A 15,247-nucleotide genomic window follows, 5' to 3' on the forward strand; every position below is an offset into this window, starting at 1 on the left:
AACCTCTCCGAATCGCATGAACAAGCCGTTGCCAACTCCAATTCCAACTCCTTCTTCATCACTTTTTGCACGCCGCACTCTCATTGCGGCCCTCGCTGCCACCCCCATGATTCCTGCACTGGCCCAGTTCCGGGTCGAGGTGTCGGGCGTCGGGCTCACGCAGTTGCCGATCGCGCTCGTTCCTTTCAAGGGCCAGGAAGGCTCGCCCCAGAAGATCTCGGACATCGTCCAGGCCGACCTGGAACGCAGCGGCCAGTTCCGCGGCGTGGATGCCTCGGGCCAGGCGCTGGACGAAGCCTCCCGTCCCGACCTGTCGCTGTGGCGCCAGCGCACCGCCGACTCGCTCGTGGTGGGCAGCGTCACCCGGCTGGGCGACGGCCGCTTCGACGTGAAGTTCCGCCTGTGGGATGTGGTGAAGGGGCAGGATCTCGGTGGCCAGAGCTACACCGTGCCGCAAGGCGACCTGCGCCTTGCCTCGCACCGCATTGCCGACTACGTCTACGAGAAGCTGACCGGCGAAAAGGGCATCTTCTCGACCCGCATCGCTTACGTCACCAAGGGTGGCAGCCGCTACTCGCTGTGGGTGGCCGATGCCGACGGCGAGAACGCACAAGCCGCGCTCGCCAGCCCCGAACCCATCATCTCGCCCTGCTGGTCCTCCAATGGCCAGCAGCTGGCATACGTGTCCTTCGAATCGCGCAAGCCGGTCGTGTACGTGCACAACGTGGCCAGCGGCCAGCGCCGGCTGCTTGCGAACTTCAAGGGTTCCAACAGCGCACCGGCCTGGGCGCCCGACGGCAATTCGCTCGCCGTCACGCTCAGCCGCGACGGCGGCTCGCAGCTGTTCTCCATCCCGGCCGGCGGCGGCGAACCGCGTCGCCTGACGCAAAGCGCAAGCATCGACACCGAGCCTGTGTACTCGGCCGACGGCGGCACCATCTATTTCGTGAGCGATCGCGGCGGTGCGCCCCAGATCTACAAGATGAGCGCCAGCGGCGGCAACCCGACGCGGGTGACCTTCAGCGGCACCTACAACATCTCTCCGTCTGTCAGCGGCGATGGCCGGTGGTTGGCCTACATCTCCCGCGTGGGCGGTGCCTTCAAACTCCATGTGATGGAGTTGGCAACCGGCAACGTCAGCGCGATCACCGACACCTCCGCGGACGAAAGTCCAAGCTTTGCCCCGAACAGCAAGCTGATCGTCTACGCAACGCACCTGCAAGGCCGCGAAGCGCTCATGACGACCACGCTCGATGGAAAAATAAAGGCACGGCTTGCGGGACAGGCGGGAGACATCAGGGAACCGGACTGGGGTCCGTTTCAAAAGCAATGACCAAGGTTTATTTGAGGAGTTTGAAAAAATGTTGAAACGTACGATTTATTCGCTGGCCATCGTGGCTCTCATCGCCGGTTGCTCGTCGGGCACCAAGCTCACCGACACGCCCGTGACCGACGGGCGCGGCACCGCGGGCCAGCAGGGCGGCGGCGCCAGCACCGTGACGCCAGTCAATGCCGATCAGAACGCCGGCACCGCGCAGGGTCCGGTTGGCGTGGCGCGCATCGTCTATTTCGACTATGACAGCTACACCGTCAAGCCCGAATTCCAGTCGCTGATCGACGGCCACGCCAGGTTCCTCAAGGCCAATCCGCAGCGCCGCGTCTCGATCGAAGGCCACACCGACGAACGTGGCGGGCGTGAATACAACCTGGCGCTCGGCCAGAAGCGTGCCGAAGCCGTCCGCCGCGCGCTGACCCTGCTGGGCGTGAGCGATGGCCAGATCGAGGCCGTGAGCTTCGGCAAGGAAAAGCCTGCCGTCCCGGGCTCGGGTGAGGAAGTATGGGCACAGAACCGCCGCGCCGAACTCCGCTACACCCGGTGATGCCACGCGCTCTCATGCGAGGCGCGGCGCTGGCCGCCGCCCTGCTTTGCGTCTCGATGGGGTCGCAGGCCGCACTGTTCGAGGATGACGAGGCTCGCCGCGCCATCCTCGATCTGCGCCAGCGCGTCGAGGCCATGCGCCAGCAGACCGACCAGCGGCTGACCGACGAGAACGGTCAGTTGCGCCGCAGCCTGCTCGACCTGCAGAACCAGATCGAGCAGATGCGTGGCGACCTCGCCCGCATGACCGGTCAGAACGAGCAGCTCACGCGCACGCTGAGCGAGATGCAGTCGCGCCAGAGCACCATCGACGACAAGCTCAAGCAGAGCGAGCCCTCGAAGGTATCGGTGGACGGCCGCGAGTTCACCGCCGATCCCAAGGAAAAGGCCGACTTCGACGCCGCCCTCGGCGTGTTCCGCTCGGGCCAGTTCGCGCAGGCGCAGACCGCGTTCGCCGAATTCGTCAAGCGCTACCCGCAGAGCGGCTACAACGCTTCTGCGCTGTTCTGGCTCGGCAATGCGCAGTACGCCACGCGCAACTACAACGAGGCCATCGCGAACTTCCGCTCCATGCTCTCGCTCGCGCCCGACCATGCCAAGGCCCCCGAGGCCGTGCTGTCGATCGCGAACTGCCAGATCGAGCTGAAGGACACGCGCGCCGCGCGCCGCACGTTGGAAGACCTGACCAAGGCCTATCCGCAGTCCGAAGCCGCGCAGGCCGGCCGCGAGCGCCTCTCGCGCCTGCGTTGATGCCGGCGGAGCCTTGCGCTTGAGTGCCATCGTCATCGACGCTTTCACCACTCCTCCCACCGCCGCGGATGTCCTCACCGACACCGCGGTGCCCGATCTTGCGCGCCGCTTCGGCGGACTCGAGCGGCTGTACGGCGTTGCCGGTGCCGCGCGCATCCGCAACGCGCATGTGCTGGTCGTCGGCATCGGCGGCGTGGGTTCGTGGGCGGTCGAGGCGCTGGCGCGCAGCGGGGTGGGGCGGCTGACGATGATCGACCTCGACCACGTGTCGGAGTCGAACATCAACCGCCAGATCCATGCGCTCGATGCCACCGTGGGACAGGCCAAGGTCGAAGCCATGCGCGACCGCATCGCGCAGATCAACCCCGGATGCAAGGTGCAGGCGATCGACGATTTCGTCGAGCCCGGCAACTGGACATCGCTGCTCGATGCGGCGCAGGCCGCGAACGGGCCGGCAACGGCCGTCATCGATGCCTGCGACCAGGTGAAGGCCAAGGTGGCCATGGCGGCGTGGGCGCGTGCATCTTCTTCATCGCGCGCTGCGTTCGTCACAGTGGGCGCGGCGGGCGGCAAGCGGCAGGCGCACAAGGTCGACATCGACGACCTGTCGCTCGTCACGCACGACCCCTTGCTGGCGCAATTGCGCCAGCGCCTGCGCAAGGAACACGGCGCGCCGCGCGAAGGCCGCAAGATCGGCATTGCCTGCGTCTTCAGCCGCGAAAGCGTGGCGCCGCCCGACGCGTCATGCGCCATCGAAGGCGACGGCTCGCTCAACTGCCATGGCTACGGATCGGTGGTCAGCGTCACCGCGACCTTCGGTCAATGTGCAGCGGGTTGGGTTCTCGACCAAATCGCCTCAAACGTCACGCTATAATCTTAGGCTTTGCCGGATTCGATACCGGCTAGAAGAAAAAATGGTTCCGGGACGTTAGCTCAGTTGGTAGAGCAGCGGACTTTTAATCCGTTGGTCACTGGTTCGAATCCAGTACGTCCTACCAGAACCCTTCTCCTCTGAAAACACGTTGATCAAGGCCGCCTTCCAGCGGCCTTTTTCATTTGCGGCGTTCAAAGTTACCCGGCGAGGTAACGCGAAGCGCGCGCACCTGGAACAACAAAAAAACAGCCCGCACGAAGGCGGGCTGGAAGGTGACCTGCTGGAGGAGGGAGGATCAGAGAATGCAGGCCACAGGGAGAGCCATGACTATCGCCTGTGAACCTGCATGGAAGCTGACCTTGATGGAATCTCGTTTCAACGGCCTCAGTCTTCGTCTTCCCATTTGCCGATGACGGTGCCGAGCACTGTGAAGGCTTGGCGCACCGGCTCGTGCGTCGGGTTCAACGGCAGCAGCCAGCGGCGCCCGTCGTCTTCCTTGAACACCTTGAAGGTGATCTCGCCGCTGTCGTCGAGTTTCGCGATGATGCGTTCGCCGTCATCGGGTGTCTTCAGTTGTGTGTCGACAAACACGATCGACTCCGCCGGATAGCTCTTCAGATGGCCGCTGGGCGCGGTCATGCTGTCGCCGCGCACGCGCAGCGCATAGGTATGAAGGCTGTGATGGGCGATGCAGGGGATCCAGCGCTCGGCGCTGGGCTGCTGCGAAACTTCGAGGCTGTCCCAGTTGGCGGCATCCGCCCACGCGATGAGCGGCACGGTACCGGGAGTGCGGGGATTGAACGAGGGGATCGACGGCGGAGTGCGCGTCACGCGATAGGGGCCAGGCGGTTCGTTGGCCTTGTCGCGGGCCTGGCGGATCTGGTCTTCGTCCCATGGAGCCGGCCCGTCGCCGGTGTCCAGCCAGTTGGGGTCGACACGGTAGGCGCGCGCCAGCGCGAGCACGCTCATCGATCGGCTGGTGTCTCCCCGCTCGATCTTGGAAATGCTGGACTGCTTGACGCCGGAAGCTGCCTCTGCCTGCTTCTGCGTCATCTTGGCGAATTTGCGCGCGGCCAAGGCGCGTGTGGCAATGGTCTCCATCGAGCGGGATTTAAGCTCAGATGAATATTCTTCCTGGACTTTAGAATATGAGAAAAAGGGAGAAAACCATGAAGCCACGCGAATTGGTCCTGGCGCTGAGGGCCATGGGGCTCACGCAGAAGCAGATCGAGCAGAGAACAGGCATTCCGCAGCCGACGATCAGCAAGATCGGCCTGGGACGGGTGAGCGACGTGATGTCGCGCCACTACATTGCGCTGCTGGCTGCCTACGAGCAGCAGGTACGGGAAGAGGCGCTCAAATCCGCTGCGCGGGCCTTGCGCCAACCGTCAGCCGATGAGTAAACCGTGCTCAGACGATGCCTGTCGGGCCTTTGGCTTGATCGCGTGCTGTGCGCGCTGCTGGCGCTGCTGTCCCTTGTGGGGCTGATCGTCGGGCTGATGGCGGCGCGCCCCGCCGTCGCGGGAGCCGGTTGCTTCGGACTGGTGTGTGCAGGCTGGGCGGCGCAGGTGCTGTTCGACCGCGAGTCGCTCAGGCGTTCGCGTGCGGTTCGGGCGGCGCGAGAGCGAGGGTCGTGCTGACGCGCACACAGTCCTTGATGTGCTGCTCGCCGAGCGCGCGCAGTGCCGCATAGCCGAGCGCGGCCGACACGATCTGCCCGGCGATGGGCACGTACTTGGTTGCCTGCTTGGCGGTAAGGCGCACGCCCGCGTGCTTGGCCAGCCGGATCAGCAGGTCGCGCGTGACGAGCCGGCCGACCAGCAGGGCGCCGACGGTGGTCGCCGCCTTCTGGATGCGCTCGCGCTGGTGGGGCGCGAGCTTTTCGACCTGGGTGACCGAGAGGCCGAACTCGGCACTGATCTGCGGCACCAGCCGCGAGAGCAGGGCGGCGTCGGCCATCCAGTCGATGCCGGGCAGGGGCACGGCGCTGGCGGCGGCGGCCATCAGGGCCTTGCGGGTGATGAGCCGGCGGCTGCGGTGCACGGCGGCGACGAGTTTCTCGTCACCCCGGGCCAGGTCGATGGCGGACGGCATCCGGTGATTCCCCTTGCCTGGTTCCAGGTCAGGCCGCCAGGGCTTCGAGCTGGTCCGACAGGGCCAGCCAGCGCTCTTCGAGGCGACCGATTTCATCGTTGAGCGCCTTCAGCCGCTTGCCCGCTTCGGCAATCTCCGCAGGAGGCAGCGGCTGCGCCAGGCGCGCTTCGAGCGCGGTGCGTTCGGTGCCGGCGGCGGCCATGCGCTCGTCAATCTGCGCGATCTCGCGCTTGATCGGCTTGGCTTGGTCGCTGCGCTGCTGGCGCTCCTGGGCGTCCTGCTTGCGTTGCTGCGCAGCGGCGGGCGCCGCCACCGGCGCGGCTGCTGCGGCAGCAGCGGCGATGCTGACGGCCTCGCGCGTCGCCATCTTCGCTTCTTCGCGCAGGCGCTTGGCCTCGTCGAGCAGGTAGCGCTGGTAGTCGTCGAGGTCGCCGTCGAAGTCGCCGACCACGCCGCGGCCCACCAGCCAGAACTCGTCGCACACCGAACGCAGCAACGCACGGTCGTGGCTCACGAGCATCAGCGTGCCTTCGAACTCGTTGAGCGCCACGGCGAGGGCCTCGCGGGTGGCCAGGTCCAGGTGGTTGGTGGGCTCGTCGAGCAGCAGCAGGTTGGGGCGCTGCCACACCATCATCGCGAGCACGAGGCGGGCCTTTTCGCCGCCGCTCATGGTGCCCACGGGCTGCTTGACCATGTCGCCGCTGAAGTTGAAGCTGCCGAGGAAGCCGCGCAGGGCCTGTTCGCCGGTGGCTTCCTTGACGCTGCTGCCGAGCTCGCGCGCCATGCGCACCATGTGCTCGAGCGGGGTGTCCTGCGGGCGCAGCACGTCGAGTTCCTGCTGCGCGAAGTAGCCGATGTTCAGGCCCTTGCCTTCGGTGACCTGGCCGGCCAGCGCGCCCATTTCGCGCGCAATGGTCTTCACCAGCGTCGACTTGCCCTGGCCGTTGGCGCCCAGGATGCCGATGCGCTGGCCCGCCAGCACCGAACGGCTCACGCCGCGAAGGATGGTCTTGGGCGCTTCGTTCTCGATCTCGTACCCGAAGCTCGCGTTGCTGATCGACAGCATCGGATTGGGGATGTTGCCCGGCTCCTTGAACTCGAAGGTGAAGTCGGCCTCGGCCAGGAGCGGCGCCACCTTTTCCATGCGCTCCAGCGCCTTGACGCGGCTTTGCGCCTGCTTGGCCTTGCTGGCCTTGGCCTTGAAGCGGTCGATGAACTTCTGCAGGTGGGCGATCTTGTCCTGCTGCTTGCTGAAGGCCACTTGCTGCTGCTCCATCTGCAGCGCGCGCATGTCCTCGAACTTGCTGTAGTTGCCGCCGTAACGCGTGAGCTGGGCGTTGGCGATGTGCAGGGTGACGTCGGTCACGGCGTCGAGAAACTCGCGGTCGTGGCTGATGACGATCATGGTGCCCGGGTACTTCTGCAGCCAGGCTTCGAGCCAGACGAGGGCGTCCAGGTCCAGGTGGTTGGTCGGTTCGTCGAGCAGCAGCAGGTCGCTCGGGCACATCAGGGCGCGGGCCAGCTGCAGGCGCATGCGCCAGCCGCCCGAGAAGCTGTTGACGGGCTCGTCGAGCTCGTGCGACTTGAAGCCCAGGCCCAGGATGAGCGCCTGCGCGCGCGGCACGGCGTCGTGCTCGCCTGCGTCGGCCAGGTCGGTGTAGGCGTGGGCCAGCTCCATGCCGATGTCGGCGTCGTCGGGGTTCTCGGTGTAGGCGGCCTCGATGGCGGCCAGCGACTCGCGCAGCTCGGTCAGGCGGGTGTCGCCGCCCACCACGAAGTCGGTGGCCGACTCCTCGGTCTCGGGCATGTTCTGCGCCACCTGGGCCATGCGCCAGTGCTTGGGCACCGAGAAGTCGCCGCCGTCTTCGTGCAGCGTGCCGTTGAGCAGGGCGAAAAGGGTCGACTTGCCGGCGCCGTTGCGCCCCACCAGGCCGACCTTCTCGCCGGGGTTGAGGGTGACGGTGGCGCCGTCGAGCAGAACCTTGGCGCTGCGGCGAAGAATGACGTTTTTGAGAGTGATCATGAAAATGGGCCTAGGCCGGGATTATCCCGGGTGGGCTGAAGGGGGCCGCGAATGCGGGTTACCGGACGCAGAGGACGCGAAGATTTCGCAGAGAGCGCAAAAGGAAAACCAAAAAATGGTTTTGTATTACTTCTGCGTCCGGAAGTCCGATTTCAGCAGCGCCTCCCGTGTGACCAGCAAGACCTGGTCCTCGCCCGCCGAGGTTTCGAGCCAGACGACCTCGAGCTGCGGAAAGGCGGCCTCGAAGTAGTCGCGCTCGTTGCCGATTTCCAGCACCAGCACGGCGCGCTCGCTCATGCAGGAAGGCGCGCCGGCGAACAGCTGGCGCACGAAATCCATGCCGTCGGTGCCGCCGGCCAGTGCGAGCTCGGGCTCGGCACGGTATTCGGCGGGCAGGGCGGCCATGCTGGCGCTGTTCACGTAGGGTGGGTTGCACAGCACGAGGTCGTACGGGCCGGGCGTGTTCGCCAGGCCGTCCGATTCGATGAGCGTGACGCGCGCGTCCAACTCGTGGCGGGTGACGTTGATGGCCGCCACTTCGAGGGCCTCGGCCGACAGGTCGGCCGCATCCACAGTCACGTCCGGATAGGTCAGCGCCGCGAGCACCGCGAGGCTGCCATTGCCAGTGCACAGGTCGAGCACGCGCCGCGTGTGCTCGCCGAGCCAGTAGTCGATGGAACCGTCGGCGATCAGCTCGGCGATGAAGCTGCGCGGCACGATGGCGCGCTCGTCCACGTAGAAGGGCACGCCCTGCAGCCACGCCTCTTTCGTGAGGTAGGCGGCGGGCTTGCGCGTGGCGATGCGTTCTTCGATCAGCGCGGTGACCTTGCCGGCTTCTGCGGGTGACACGGGCGTGTCGGCGACGCTGTCGAGGTCGTCCAGCGGCAGCTTCAGGCGCCACAGCACGAGCCAGGCGGCTTCGTCGAAGGCGTTGGCGGTACCGTGGCCAAAAGCCACGCCGGCTTCCTCGAGCCGCTTGGCGCCCGACTCGATCAGCTCGATGACGGTGCTCATGCCGCGAGTGCAGCATCGAGCTGCTTCAGCGTGCGCAGGTAGATGTTCTTCAGCGTCTCGATCTCGGCCACGTCGATGTGCTCGTCGATCTTGTGGATGCTGGCGTTCACCGGGCCGAGTTCGACCACCTGCCTGCAGATCTTGGCGATGAAGCGCGCGTCGCTGGTGCCGCCGCTCGTCGACAGCTCGGTTTCGATGCCGGTCTCTGCGCGGATCGCGCCCTGCACGGCCGCGACCAGTTCGCCGGGCGTCGTCAGGAAGGGCAGTCCGCCGACGGTCCAGGCCAGCGTGTAGTCGATGCCGTGCGCGTCGAGCACGGCGTGCACGCGCTGCTGCAGCGATTCGGGCGTCGATTCGGTCGAGAAGCGGAAGTTGAAGTCGATCACTGCGCTGCCCGGAATCACGTTGCTTGCGCCGGTGCCCGAATGGAAATTGCTGATCTGCCAGCTGGTGGGCTGGAAGTAGGGGTTGCTCGCGGTGTCCCAGCCGCCCGCGGTGTTGATGGCCACCAGTTCGGCCAGCGCGGGCGCCACCGAATGCACGGGGTTCTTCGCCAGGTGCGGGTAGGCGATGTGGCCCTGCACACCCTTGACGGTGAGCTTGCCGCTCATGGTGCCGCGGCGGCCGTTCTTGATCATGTCGCCGCAGCGCTCCACCGCCGTGGGCTCGCCGACGATGCAGTAGTCGATGACTTCGCCGCGCGCGGCCAGCGTGTTGCAGACGATGACGGTGCCGTCGACGCCGGGGCCTTCCTCATCGCTGGTGAGCAGCAACGCGAGCGTGAGCTGCGGGTCGGGCACGGCCTTCAGGAATTCCTCGATCGAGGTCACGAAGGCGGCCACCGAGGTCTTCATGTCGCAGGCGCCACGGCCATAGAGCTTGCCGTCGCGATGCGTGGGGGTGAAAGGGTGGCTGGTCCATTGCTCGACAGGGCCGGTGGGCACCACATCGGTGTGGCCGGCGAACACCAGCGTTTTGGTCGCAGCCGCGTTGGTGGGACGGCGCACCGCCCAGAGGTTGGTCACCCGAAAGTCGGCCGGGCCGCTCTCGATGGTTTCCAGGGTGAAGCCCAGTGGCGCCAGCCGCTCGCCGAGGATCTGTTGGCAGCCCGCATCGTCGGGGGTGACGGAGGGGCGCGAGATGAGTTGTTCGGCGAGCTGGAGCGTACGGGACATCGGGAAAAGGCTTGGTTCAAAACTTCACGTCGAGCGTGATGTCGGTGAAGGTGGGTTCGTCGACCTGGTCGGTCAGGTGGCGGTCATCCACCTGCTGCTTGGGCGCGGCGCGGTTCTGCAGGCGCCACATCAGGTTGGTGGGCGAATCGGCGTGCGACAGGCCTTCCTCGCGGGTCACGCGCTCTTCGGTGATGAGGCGGGCGATGTCTTCCTCGAAGGTCTGCGAGCCTTCGGCCATCGACTTTTCCATGGCTTCCTTGACGCCCGAGAAGTCGCCCTTTTCGATCAGCTCGGCCACCAGCGCGGTGTTGAGCATGACTTCGAGCGCCGGCACGCGGCCGCCGGTCGGCGTGCGCAGCAGGCGCTGCGAAACGATGGCGCGCAGCGCGCCACCCAGGTCGCCCAGGAGCGTGGGCCGAACTTCGACCGGGAAGAAGCTCAGGATGCGGTTCAGCGCGCGGTAGCTGTTGTTGGCGTGCAGCGTGGCCACGCACAGGTGGCCCGACTGCGCGTAGGCGATGGCGGCGGTCATGGTGTCGCGGTCGCGGATTTCGCCGATCTGGATCACGTCGGGCGCCTGGCGCAGCGCGTTCTTCAGCGCCATCTGCAGCGAGGTGGTGTCGCTGCCCACGTCGCGCTGGTTCACCACTGATTTCTTGTTGGTGTAGGTGAACTCGATGGGTTCCTCCACCGTCAGGATGTGGCCGCTGGCGTGCTCGTTGCGGTAGTCGAGCATCGAGGCCAGCGTGGTGGTCTTGCCGGCGCCGGTGGCGCCCACCATCAGGATCAGCCCGCGCTTGTCCATGATGAGCGTCTTGAGGATGTCGGGCAGGTTCAGGTCGGCAAAGCTTGGAATCGTCGAGGCGATGTGCCGCACCACCACCGCGTAGGTGCCACGCTGGCGCATGGCGCTGATGCGGTAGTTGCCGGCGCCTTCGAGAGCGACGGCCATGTTGAGTTCGCCCGTGCTTTCCAGCTCCTGGATGCGGGCGGGGGGCACCACCTCGGACAGCAGCGCGAGCGGCGCGGTGGCCGGCAGCACCTGCGCGTTGATCGGCACGCAGATGCCGTTGATGCGGATCAGCACCGGGGAGTGGGCCGAGAGGTAGATGTCGGAGGCCTTGCGCTCGGCCATCAAACGAAGAATCCGCTCCATCATGTTCATCGGTCTCTCTCCTCGGGTGCTGTTGTTTTCTCTAAGGGGAAAAGGGATTGGTCCTGGGACCGTTCAGTCGCGCAGCAGGTCGTTCAGCGAGGTCGTGGAACGCGTCTTGGCGTCGACCTTCTTCACGATGATGGCGGCGTACATGCTGTAGCGGCCGTTGTCCTTGGGCAGGCTGCCGGCCACGACGACCGAGCCCGCGGGCACGCGGCCGAAGTGGGTTTCGCCGGTGGCGCGGTCGTAGATCGGGGTGCTCTGGCCGATGAACACGCCCATCGACAGCACCGAGTTTTCTTCGACCACCACGCCTTCGACCACTTCGGAGCGCGCGCCGATGAAGCAGTTGTCTTCGATGATGGTGGGGCCGGCCTGCAGCGGCTCGAGCACGCCGCCGATGCCGACGCCGCCCGACAGGTGCACGTTGGCGCCGATCTGCGCGCACGAACCCACGGTGGCCCAGGTGTCGACCATGGTGCCTTCGCCCACGTAGGCGCCGATGTTCACGTACGAGGGCATCAGGATCGCGCCCTTGGCGATGTAGCTGCCGCGGCGGGCCACGGCCGGCGGCACGATGCGAACGCCCGACTCCTTCAGCTCGTTGGCCGACAGGTGCGAGAACTTGGTCGGCACCTTGTCGTAGAAGCCGAGCGAACCGGCCTGCATCTGCTCGTTGTCCTTCAGGCGGAACGACAGCAGCACGGCCTTCTTGATCCACTGGTGCACGGTCCACTTGCCGACGCTTTCACGGGTGGCCACGCGCAGCTTGCCGTTGTTGAGTTCGGTGATGACGTGCTCGACGGCATCGCGCACTTCGGCCGACGAGGCGGAGGGCGAGATGTTGGCGCGGTCTTCCCACGCGGCGTCGATGATTTGTTGCAGTTGCTGGGTCATGGAGAAGGTCTCGGGTGAAAAATGGGAGCGGGAAAGCGGATCAGCGGCGGGCGTCCGTGCCCTCGTTGCAGAAGCGGACGATGCGTCCGGCGGCCTCGACGCACTCGGCCGTTCCGGCCACCAGCGCCATGCGGATGCGGCCCCGGCCGGGGTTGGCGCTGTGCGCCCCGTATGTCGTATGGCGCGCCAGATAGCTGCCTGGCAAAACCGTCACATTGTATTGAGCGTAGAGCGCGCGGGCGAAGGCTTCGTCGTCGCCAGCCCACACTTCGGGCACGCCGGCCCAGAGGTAGAAACTGGCGTCGGGCAGGCGCACGTCGAGCACGGGTTCGAGCAGCGGCGTGACGGCAGCGAACTTGGCGCGGTACTGCGCGCGGTTATCGACCACATGAGACTCGTCACCCCAGGCCGCGATGCTGGCGGCGGCCACGGTGCCGCTCATGGCGCTGCCGTGGTAGGTGCGGTAGAGCAAGAACTTCTTGATGATGGACGCGTCGCCCGCCACGAAGCCGCTGCGCAGGCCGGGCACGTTGCTGCGCTTGGACAGCGAGGTCAGTGCGATCAGGTTTCTGAAGTCGGGCCGGCCGAGCTTCACCGAGGCTTCGAGGCCGCTGAGCGGGGGCTCGTCGCGGAAGTAGATTTCGCTGTAGCACTCGTCGGCGGCGATCACGAAGCCGTGGCGGTCGGACAGTGCGAAGAGTTTCTTCCACTCGTCCAGCGACATCACGGCGCCCGTCGGGTTGCCCGGCGAGCAGACGAACACCAGTTGCGTACGGGCCCAGACGTCGTCGGGCACGCTGTCCCAGTCGACCGCGAAATTGCGCGCGGGCACGCTGGCCACGTAGTACGGCTCGGCGCCCGAGAGCAGGGCCGCGCCCTCGTAGATCTGATAGAACGGGTTGGGCGACATCACCACCGGCTGCGGCGAGGCGGTTGGGTCGACCACGGTCTGGGCCAGCGAGAACAGCGCCTCGCGCGAGCCGTTGACGGGCAGCACCTGCGTGGCCGGGTCGAGGGCGAGGCTGTAGCGGGTTTTCAGCCAGTCGGTGAAGGCGGTGCGCAGCGCAACGTCGCCGGCGGTCGCGGGATAGGCGGCCAGCGCGCCGAGGCTGGCGCTCAAGGCGTCCTTGATGAAGCCCGGCGTGGCGTGCTTGGGTTCGCCGATGCCCAGGCTGATGGCGGAAAACTCGGGATTGGGCGTGACGCCCGCGAACAGTTGCTTCAGCCGCTCGAAGGGATAGGGTTGCAACCGGGAAAGCAGGGGATTCATGCCCGGGATTATCGGTGACGGCTGTTACCGCTCCTGGCGAAGCGGCTACTGGCCGGCGACAGGTGTCGTCGTCAGGCCGCGCCGCGCCGGTAGAAGGCGAGCGAGCCGGCCAGCGCCAGCAGCATGCCGCCGCAGGCGCGGTCGATCCAGCGCGTGGCCGATACGGTCAGCAGCCGGATCGCGCGGGCGCCGACGAAGGCGTAGGCCAGCATCACCGCCATGTCCAGGCCCGCGAAGATCAGGGCGATGACGAAGTATTGCGGCGCCTGCGCGGCCGAGGGATCGATGAACTGCGGCAACAGCGCCGAGCAGAAGATGTAGCCCTTGGGGTTGGTCACCGCCACGAGGAAGGACTTGAAGAAGATGCGCTTGCTCTCGCCCGCCGTGGTCGACGGCGCGCCGTCGGCGGCAGGCAGATGGAAGCCGCCGCCCCTGGAGCGCAGCATGCGCAGGCCGAGATACGCCAGGTACACCGCGCCGACCCACTTCAGCATCGAGAACCAGAACTCGGACGCGGCCAGCAGCGCGCCAAGGCCGAGGGCCACGGCGCCGACCAGCACGAAGTCCGACAGCACCGCGCCGAGCATGCCCGGCAAGGCTCGCCGTACGCCGTGGCGCGAGCCGTTGCTGAGCGCCAGCAGGACGGTAGGACCGGGCGTGGCGATGGCGGCGAAGGCCACGATGGCGAAGAGCAGGGCTGTGGCGAGCGTCATCGGGGCAGTCTCCTTCTCGGGGATTTCAGCAGTCGGTCAGATCTTCTTGACCAGCACCTGGCTCTTGCGGTCCCAGTTGTACTTGCGCTTGCGCGCCTCGGGCAGCCAGTCGGGGTTGACCTGCTGGAAGCCGCGCTTGAGGAACCAGTGCATGGTGCGCGTGGTGAGCACGAAGATGCTGTCCAGGCCCATCGCCTTGGCGCGGTGTTCGACACGCTTGAGGATGCGTTCGCCGTCGCCCTGCGACTGCGATTGAGGCGACACCGTGAGCGCGGCCATCTCGGCGGTGCGCGCCTCGGGGTATGGGTAGAGTGCTGCGCAGCCGAAGATCACGCCGTCGTGCTCGATCACCGTATAGTGGCCCACGTCGCGCTCGATCTCGGTGCGGTCGCGCTTCACGAGCGTGCCGTCGCGCTCGAAGGGCTCGATCAGCTGGAGGATGCCGCCGATGTCGTCCACCGAGGCTTCGCGCAGGCTCTCGAGCTTTTCGTCGATCACCATCGTGCCGACGCCATCGTGCACGTACACCTCGAGCAGCAGCGAGCCGTCGAGCGCGAAGGGCAGGATGTGGTTGCGCTCAACGCCGGCCTTGCAGGCCTTCACGCAGTGCTGCAGGTAGAAAGCCGTGTCAGTCGGCTTCTGCGGCGGTGGCAGCGAGGCGAGCAGTTTTTCCGCGGCATCCAGCGGCAGCTCGGTGTCGATCGGGTTGTCCTCGCTCTCGGGCAACTCGCTGTCGATGCGGATGCCCGGGATCTCGGTCAGGAAGATCAGCTTGTCGGCCTGGATCGAGATGGCGACGCTGGTGGCCACCTCTTCCATCGTCAGGTTGAAGGCCTCGCCCGTGGGCGAGAAGCCGAAGGGCGACATCAGCACCATCGCACCGAAATCGAGCGTGCGGCGGATGCCGGCCGAGTCGACCTTGCGCACCAGGCCCGAATGCTTGAAGTCCACCCCGTCGACAACGCCAACGGGTCGCGCGGTGATGAAGTTGCCCGAGATCACCCGCACCGTCGAGCCCGCCATCGGCGTGTTCGGCAGGCCCTGGCTGAAGGCGGCCTCGATCTCGTAGCGCAGCTGTCCCGCGGCTTCCTGCGCGGAGTCGAGCGCCACCTCGTCGGTGATGCGGATGCCGTGCGAGTACTTAGCTTCGTGGCCCTTGGCTGCGAGCTGCTCGTTGACCTGCGGACGGAAGCCGTGCACCAGCACGATCTTCACGCCCATGCTCTGGATCAGGGCCAAGTCCTGCGCGATGTTCTGCAGCTTGCCCGCCGCGATCGCCTCGCCCGCCAGGGCGACCACGAAAGTCTTGCCGCGGTGCGTGTGGATATAGGGCGCGACCGAGCGGAACCAGGGCACGAAGGTGAAGTTGAAAACGGTGGACATGGGGCGTGATTGTGCATTC

16 protein-coding genes and 1 tRNA gene are annotated in these 15,247 nt (G+C 66.4%); 7 read left to right on the top strand and 10 right to left on the bottom strand.

The window, feature by feature from the left end; translation table 11 throughout:
- Nucleotides 1–106: 106 nt before the first annotated feature.
- The 6 genes from tolB to ACCC97_RS03330 all read left to right on the top strand — a co-directional run bounded on the left by tolB (nucleotide 107) and on the right by ACCC97_RS03330 (nucleotide 3,843).
- The gene (tolB, locus tag ACCC97_RS03305) at nucleotides 107–1,333 is read left to right on the top strand and encodes a Tol-Pal system beta propeller repeat protein TolB (protein ID WP_007829189.1); all 1,227 of its coding nucleotides are present in this window, start codon (nucleotides 107–109) and stop codon (nucleotides 1,331–1,333) included.
- A 28-nt stretch (nucleotides 1,334–1,361) separates the two neighbouring features.
- On the top strand, nucleotides 1,362–1,880 hold the full coding sequence (pal, locus tag ACCC97_RS03310; protein WP_007829187.1) for a peptidoglycan-associated lipoprotein Pal: 519 nt from the start codon (nucleotides 1,362–1,364) through the stop codon (nucleotides 1,878–1,880).
- The gene (ybgF, locus tag ACCC97_RS03315; protein ID WP_042672779.1) at nucleotides 1,880–2,629 is read left to right on the top strand and encodes a tol-pal system protein YbgF; all 750 of its coding nucleotides are present in this window, start codon (nucleotides 1,880–1,882) and stop codon (nucleotides 2,627–2,629) included. Before pal ends, ybgF begins: the two co-directional genes overlap by 1 nt.
- Before the next feature lie 34 nt (nucleotides 2,630–2,663).
- Entirely contained in the window at nucleotides 2,664–3,503 is an 840-nt protein-coding gene (locus tag ACCC97_RS03320) for a ThiF family adenylyltransferase (protein WP_413331589.1), read from the top strand.
- A 48-nt stretch (nucleotides 3,504–3,551) separates the two neighbouring features.
- Nucleotides 3,552–3,627: transfer RNA gene (locus tag ACCC97_RS03325), tRNA-Lys, on the top strand.
- Between the two features lie 24 nt (nucleotides 3,628–3,651).
- Nucleotides 3,652–3,843, top strand: a complete 192-nt coding sequence (locus ACCC97_RS03330; RefSeq protein WP_413331571.1) for a hypothetical protein — start codon at nucleotides 3,652–3,654, stop codon at nucleotides 3,841–3,843.
- 44 nt (nucleotides 3,844–3,887) lie between these two features.
- Here the strand turns inward: ACCC97_RS03330 and ACCC97_RS03335 are convergent, their stop codons facing one another.
- The gene (locus tag ACCC97_RS03335) at nucleotides 3,888–4,604 is read right to left on the bottom strand and encodes a helix-turn-helix domain-containing protein (RefSeq protein ID WP_007832324.1); all 717 of its coding nucleotides are present in this window, start codon (nucleotides 4,602–4,604) and stop codon (nucleotides 3,888–3,890) included.
- Nucleotides 4,605–4,672: 68 nt separating this feature from the next.
- On the opposite strand from ACCC97_RS03335, the gene ACCC97_RS03340 reads away from it, so the two are divergent.
- Nucleotides 4,673–4,906: an XRE family transcriptional regulator gene (locus ACCC97_RS03340; RefSeq protein WP_007832323.1), complete on the top strand. Its 234-nt coding sequence runs from the start codon at nucleotides 4,673–4,675 to the stop codon at nucleotides 4,904–4,906.
- A 187-nt stretch (nucleotides 4,907–5,093) separates the two neighbouring features.
- Here the strand turns inward: ACCC97_RS03340 and ACCC97_RS03345 are convergent, their stop codons facing one another.
- From ACCC97_RS03345 to argA, 9 genes are all read right to left on the bottom strand, one after another.
- The gene (locus tag ACCC97_RS03345) at nucleotides 5,094–5,597 is read right to left on the bottom strand and encodes a hypothetical protein (protein WP_413331572.1); all 504 of its coding nucleotides are present in this window, start codon (nucleotides 5,595–5,597) and stop codon (nucleotides 5,094–5,096) included.
- 28 nt (nucleotides 5,598–5,625) lie between these two features.
- Nucleotides 5,626–7,620, bottom strand: a complete 1,995-nt coding sequence (locus ACCC97_RS03350) for an ABC-F family ATP-binding cassette domain-containing protein (protein ID WP_413331574.1) — start codon at nucleotides 7,618–7,620, stop codon at nucleotides 5,626–5,628.
- 126 nt (nucleotides 7,621–7,746) lie between these two features.
- The gene (gene prmB / locus ACCC97_RS03355; protein ID WP_413331575.1) at nucleotides 7,747–8,634 is read right to left on the bottom strand and encodes a 50S ribosomal protein L3 N(5)-glutamine methyltransferase; all 888 of its coding nucleotides are present in this window, start codon (nucleotides 8,632–8,634) and stop codon (nucleotides 7,747–7,749) included.
- Nucleotides 8,631–9,809, bottom strand: coding sequence for a succinyl-diaminopimelate desuccinylase (gene dapE / locus ACCC97_RS03360; RefSeq protein WP_413331576.1), 1,179 nt, complete (start codon nucleotides 9,807–9,809; stop codon nucleotides 8,631–8,633). The genes prmB and dapE overlap by 4 nt, the downstream gene beginning before the upstream one ends.
- A 16-nt stretch (nucleotides 9,810–9,825) precedes the next feature.
- Nucleotides 9,826–10,974 (bottom strand): PilT/PilU family type 4a pilus ATPase, encoded by a 1,149-nt coding sequence (locus tag ACCC97_RS03365; protein ID WP_007832312.1) that lies wholly within the window; start codon nucleotides 10,972–10,974, stop codon nucleotides 9,826–9,828.
- A 63-nt stretch (nucleotides 10,975–11,037) separates the two neighbouring features.
- Nucleotides 11,038–11,862 (bottom strand): 2,3,4,5-tetrahydropyridine-2,6-dicarboxylate N-succinyltransferase, encoded by an 825-nt coding sequence (gene dapD, locus ACCC97_RS03370; protein ID WP_007832310.1) that lies wholly within the window; start codon nucleotides 11,860–11,862, stop codon nucleotides 11,038–11,040.
- A 40-nt stretch (nucleotides 11,863–11,902) separates the two neighbouring features.
- The gene (gene dapC / locus ACCC97_RS03375) at nucleotides 11,903–13,132 is read right to left on the bottom strand and encodes a succinyldiaminopimelate transaminase (RefSeq protein ID WP_007832308.1); all 1,230 of its coding nucleotides are present in this window, start codon (nucleotides 13,130–13,132) and stop codon (nucleotides 11,903–11,905) included.
- Between the two features lie 71 nt (nucleotides 13,133–13,203).
- Nucleotides 13,204–13,845, bottom strand: a complete 642-nt coding sequence (locus ACCC97_RS03380) for a LysE family translocator (protein WP_413311670.1) — start codon at nucleotides 13,843–13,845, stop codon at nucleotides 13,204–13,206.
- A 36-nt stretch (nucleotides 13,846–13,881) separates the two neighbouring features.
- Nucleotides 13,882–15,228, bottom strand: coding sequence for an amino-acid N-acetyltransferase (gene argA / locus ACCC97_RS03385; protein WP_007832305.1), 1,347 nt, complete (start codon nucleotides 15,226–15,228; stop codon nucleotides 13,882–13,884).
- Between the last annotated feature and the right edge of the window lie 19 nt (nucleotides 15,229–15,247).

This window comes from Variovorax sp. Varisp85, from assembly GCF_047304045.1.
In the GTDB taxonomy this organism is placed as follows: Bacteria; Pseudomonadota; Gammaproteobacteria; order Burkholderiales; family Burkholderiaceae_C; genus Variovorax.